Source organism: Streptomyces sp. NPDC001933, from assembly GCF_042890955.1.
Classification (GTDB): Bacteria; Actinomycetota; Actinomycetes; order Streptomycetales; family Streptomycetaceae; genus Streptomyces.
In genome coordinates, this window is record NZ_JBIASS010000090.1 from 1 (window position 1) to 4857 (window position 4857).

General features: G+C 66.8%; 3 protein-coding genes and 2 pseudogenes. 4 read left to right on the forward strand and 1 reads right to left on the reverse strand.

Annotated features, from left to right (window positions below):
* Positions 1-627 precede the first annotated feature (627 nt).
* A pseudogene (locus ACFYY7_RS45155) lies at positions 628-1417 on the forward strand (IS701 family transposase).
* Positions 1311-1535, forward strand: a pseudogene (locus tag ACFYY7_RS45160) (IS6 family transposase); the annotation flags it as partial. The pseudogenes ACFYY7_RS45155 and ACFYY7_RS45160, both read left to right, overlap by 107 nt.
* Positions 1536-1782: 247 nt before the next feature.
* On the opposite strand, the gene ACFYY7_RS45165 reads toward ACFYY7_RS45160, so the two are convergent.
* Entirely contained in the window at positions 1783-2151 is a 369-nt protein-coding gene (locus ACFYY7_RS45165; protein WP_266726648.1) for a hypothetical protein, read from the reverse strand.
* Between the two features lie 379 nt (positions 2152-2530).
* Between ACFYY7_RS45165 and ACFYY7_RS45170 the strand changes: the two genes are divergently transcribed.
* A complete protein-coding gene (locus tag ACFYY7_RS45170) occupies positions 2531-3058 on the forward strand; it encodes a GNAT family N-acetyltransferase (protein WP_388672188.1) in 528 nt (175 codons plus the stop codon).
* A gap of 48 nt (positions 3059-3106) precedes the next feature.
* On the forward strand, positions 3107-4585 hold the full coding sequence (locus ACFYY7_RS45175) for an IS1380 family transposase (protein ID WP_388672191.1): 1479 nt from the start codon (positions 3107-3109) through the stop codon (positions 4583-4585).
* Positions 4586-4857: the final 272 nt, after the last annotated feature.

A 4857-nucleotide genomic window follows, 5' to 3' on the forward strand; every position in this document is an offset into this window, starting at 1 on the left:
GGAAGGAGGCGGACTCGATGAGGATGCGGGCGCCGGCACGCAGCTCGATGCCGGAAGCGGTGATCACGGTAAAACTCCAGGGCGGGTCGGACGGCGGAGAGATGGTCCAGGGAAATAAGGGGGTTGCGGCGCGAGGCGGCGGCTACAGAGTGACGAGGCTGGTGCCCGGGCACGTGAAGGGGCGGAGCAGAGGTTGCCACTGGCAGCGCGCTATCGACGCGGCGTTGGTGGCCTATCCGGCGAGGAAACCCTCAGCCGCAGGCGTCAGAGAGACGCAGCCTCTGCGGCAGCCCTCTGGATCCAGATCAAACCCGTGGGGCGTCGGTCTGCGGCTTTGGAACCGCCTCGGAAGGTGGCCACACCGAACCGGACCGTGCGCACCGCACGGCCGGAATCACAGATCACGTGGTGGGCCGACATATTGCTCACGGTAACACCCATCAGCTCCGGCCACTCTCAGCGCTGTGCAGCCCTGCAGCCGGGTTCCCTCCCCGCGGGCAGCCGGGTGACCTAGCTAGTAGTGCTTCGTTACCTTGAGTGATCTCGCCTGGTGGTGGGCATCATCAGGGTGTGAAACTGGGGGATGTCGAGCGGCTCCGGGGCGAGTTGGCGGAGTTCGTGGGTGATGTGTTCGGGTCTCTTCCGCGGCGGGATCAGCGACGGTGGGGTGCGTGTTATCTGCGGGGTCTGATGCTGGACGGTCGGCGTAAGTCGATCCAGCCGATGGCCGAGCGGCTCGCCGGACGGGAACATGCAGGCTCTGCAGCAGTTCGTAAACCAGTCGCCGTGGGATCCGTTGCCGGTGCGGCGGCGGATCGCCCGGAGACTGTCCGAGGTGATCACGCCACAGGTGTGGGTGATCGACGATGTGTCGTTTCCCAAGTGCGGCCGGGCGTCGGCCGGGGTGGCCCGCCAGTACTGCGGAGCGCTCGGGAAACGGGCGAACTGTCAGGTCGAGGTCAGCGTCCACGCTGCGACCGACACTGCGTCGTGTCCGCTGGACTGGCAGTTGTACCTGCCCCGGGAGTGGACGGACGAGCCGGGCCGTAGCCGCCGGGCCGGCATCCCGGACGGTACCGGCTACCAGGAGAAATGGCGCCTTGCGCTCAGTCTGCTGGACAACGTGTCCGGGTGGGAACCGACCGCCCCGGTCGTGGTCGCCGACGCGGGTTACGGCGTCAGCACCCCCTTCCGTCATGGGCTGGAGGAACGGGGCCTGTCCTATGTGCTGGCACTGACCGGAAAAGAGGTGGCCCACGAGTTGAACGTCGAGCCCTGTCAGCCGGCTCATGAAGGGCTGGAGTCCGCTCGTGTCGTCCGCGCCGCCGTCGTACAAGGGGCACCGGTACCCGGTGGGGGTCATCTCCCACTGCGTGTGGCTGTACATCCGCCTCCCGCTCAGCTTCCGCGAGGTTGAGGAGCTGATGTTCGAGCGCGGCGTGATCGTCTCCCACGAGACCTTCCGGCGGTGGTGCGCGAAGTTCGGGCAGGTCTACGCCAACGGCCTGCGCCGGAAGCGGCCCCGGCACGGGGACAAATTTCAGCAGAGGGCCGTGACGTGACCTGGTACCCGAACTCTTCCGCCAGCACAGCGCCCCCCGTGGCATTTCATGACCTGTGGAGCCATTGAACCGCCAAAGCCCCTGTTTCTGGCAGGGGTTGAACAGGCAAGAGGTGAGGCCCCGCCTGGGGAGATGTGCGGGTGGGGCATCCATGTAGCGCCGCAGCCATGAAGCGCGAATCGGACGGTTTCAACCGTACTGGCCGGGACCGACAATCGGGTCAGGCTCGGTCCTCCCGTGTCGCGACCTTGGCGGCCCGCCGCCGCTGGGCAATCCGGCTTCCCACGTCCACGTAGGCCAGCCCGTCATCATCCCGCTCGATCCGCCCACCTGCTTCGCACCAGCCGCATTTGACCCAGGTCGGGCCGAGGGGTTCCAGAACAGCCACCGCTTCGAAGGGGAGGATGTACGCGCCGTTCACGTCCGCGCTGGACCACCACTGTGCGGAGGCCATCGGCTCGCCTGGGATACCTCGCAGGAGCATCTCCAGTTCGTCACCGGCCCGGTAGACCCGAGGGCGGGTGTACGGGTTGCTGGCCGCTACGTCCGCCACGACCCGCACACGGGCCCGCATCATCCAAGAGCTCATGGTCTCCCTTTCATCAGGTGGTGGACGTACTACCCCTGCTGCGACGGCAGAGTGCACGGGTACGTAATTTCGTGGTTGGTGTGACAGGTGTGGTGCCTGCTCCTGGAGCACCCGGGGCGGTGCCGCTCATTAGCCTCGCTGTTTCGGTTGAGATGAGGCCGGAAGCGGGAAGGAAATACGAATGTGCCTTCTGAGCTGGGACAATGAACCTTGTCGAGGGGTTCTGTCGGTCCAAGCGGAAGGCGCTTTCTGCGTGCAGGGTATAGAGAGCACAAGCTGCGCGAACGACTTGATCCTCCGACGGGCGTAGGGTGCGGCGGCGCGGGCGCCCTCGCATAGGCTGGCCGTCTCATCGACGCACCGCGACGAGGATCAGCCCATGCGCAGCAGCACCAGAATCCGCCTGATAGAGCCCATCGACGCCGCCCCGATTGCCTCGCATCGGGTGCGGGACTTCGAGGCTTTCCGGCCGTGGGAACCGGCGCAGCCGGCCGACTTCTTCACCCCGGAGGGCCAGGCGGAGCGGATCGACAGCCTGCTGGCCGGATACCGGGCCGGCACGGTCTGGCCGGGTGTGGTGCTCGCCGACGACCAAGTGATCGGGCAGATCACCGTCGGAGGCATCCTGCCGCAGCCGCACCTGCGCCGCGGCTCCGTCGGATACTGGATCGCCAGCATCGCCCAGAATCAAGGGCACGCCGGGCACGCCGTCGGGCTTGTACTCCGGGTGATGACGGACGAACTCGGGCTGCACCGCGCCGAGGCATCCACCAATCTGGAAAATCTGCCGTCGCAGCGGGTACTGCGCCGCAACGGGTTCAGCCCGTACGGCGTCGCGCACTCCTCGATCTTTCTCGACGGGAGCTGGCGGGACGGGCTGCTGTGGGAGCGGGTCCTCGGCGACTGACCTCGCCGCTTCGGTTGAGATGAGGCCGGAAGCGGGGAGGAATTACGAATGTGCCTTCTGAGCCGGGACGATGAACCTTGTCGAGGGGTTCTGTCGGTCCAAGCGGAAGGCACTTTCTGCGTGCAGGGTATCGGTTCTCGTCCCAAGCTCCACGTCTCCACTGACGGTTCGGGGGTCGTCGGGCACGCGGGCGCACGTCTGCTGGCAGATCTCGCCGATGCCACCGGTCTGACCACCACCTACTCCACTGCGCTCAGGCCGTTGCGACCGCGTGGCACCGGGCACGATCCAGGTCGGACCGCCACCGATCTCGCGGTGATGCTCGCCGACGGCGGCGAGGCGATAGCGGATCTGGCCGTGCTGCGGGACCAGGGCGAGGTATTCGGACCGGTCGCTTCCACACCTACCGCCTGGCGGTTGCTCGCCGGTACCGACGGGGCAGTACTCGCTTCGCTGCGAGCGGCCCGCGCCTCAGCCCGGGAAGTCGCCTGGATGGAGGCCGCCGAGACCGGCCAGGGCATACCCGCCGTCCAGGACGGCGGACGAGAACTTCCCGGCCTGGTCCTGGATCTCGACGCCACGCTGATCACCTCCCACTCGGAAAAGGAACAGGCCGCGCCCACTTACAAAGGCGGCTTCGGTTTTCATCCGCTGCTGTGTTTCCTCGCGAACACCGGCGAGGCCATGTCCGGCCGGCTGCGGCCCGGCAACTCCGGATCCAACACCGCTGCCGATCACATCGCGGTGCTGGACGACGCCCTCGCACAGATCCCCGACGCTCACCGTTACGGCACCCAGATCCTGGTCCGCGCCGACAGCGCCGGATCCGCGAAAGCCTTCCTCACTCACATCCGGACCTTGCGCGAGCACGGGTTGAACCTGCGGTTCTCGGTCGGATACGCCATCACCGAGCCAGTCCGTCGTGCAATCCGCTCATTGCCCGAAGCTCTCTGGCATCCCACCCTGGACCAGAACGGGACACTACGAGACGGCACCGAGGTCGCCGAACTGACCGGCATGGTCGACCTCGCCGGTTACCCGGTCGGCACCCGCATCACCGTGCGGCGCGAACGACCGCACCCCGGCGCCCAACTGTCCCTGTTCGACCACGACGAGGGCCTGCGGCACCAGGTATTCCTTACCGATACCCCTTACTCAGGCGGCGGCTCCGCACAGTTCCTTGAAGTCCACCACCGCGGACACGCCACCGTCGAGGACCACGTCCGGTGCGGCAAGAACACTGGCTTCGGCCGCTTCCCCTCCCGCCAATTCGACGTCAACGCCACCTGGCTCGAACTCAGCCTCACGGCGATCGATCTCCTCGCCTGGGCCCGCGTCCTCCTGCTGGATGGCGAACTCGCCGCCGCCGAACCCAAGAAACTTCGCTACCGGCTGCTACACGTTGCCGCCCGCCTCACCCGGGGTGGACGCCGCCTCCGCCTGCGGATTTCGGCGACCTGGCCCTGGAGACACGAACTGGCCACGGCATTCCACCTCCTTGCCGCACTGCCCCGACCGGTTGACTGACCTGCGGCCCCCGCCCGCCCACGATCCGAAGGACTCGGAGAACCCGACCATTGCGCCGGGACTGCACCATGCCCAGGCAACAGAATCGCCTCGACCACCCAACAGTTGATGATCAACGCAGCCGCCTCAGCCCAGCCGAAACGGCGAGGGTAGGCGTCGATGGAGTCAGCTTGGCGTTTACTGACTTCGGCTCGTCAGGGTGACGTTGGGGTGTCGAGAGTCAGGCCGGTGCCGGCTATGAAGCCGTCGAGGGTGTCGGGCCGGTACTGAAG

Excerpts from the sequence above, each read along its gene's own strand:
- ACFYY7_RS45175 (WP_388672191.1), top strand. The coding sequence starts at position 3,107 with ATGTGCCTTCTGAGCCGGGACGATGAACCTTGTCGAGGGGTTCTGTCG.
- ACFYY7_RS45170 (WP_388672188.1), top strand. The coding sequence starts at position 2,531 with ATGCGCAGCAGCACCAGAATCCGCCTGATAGAGCCCATCGACGCCGCC.
- ACFYY7_RS45165 (WP_266726648.1), bottom strand. The coding sequence starts at position 2,151 with ATGAGCTCTTGGATGATGCGGGCCCGTGTGCGGGTCGTGGCGGACGTA.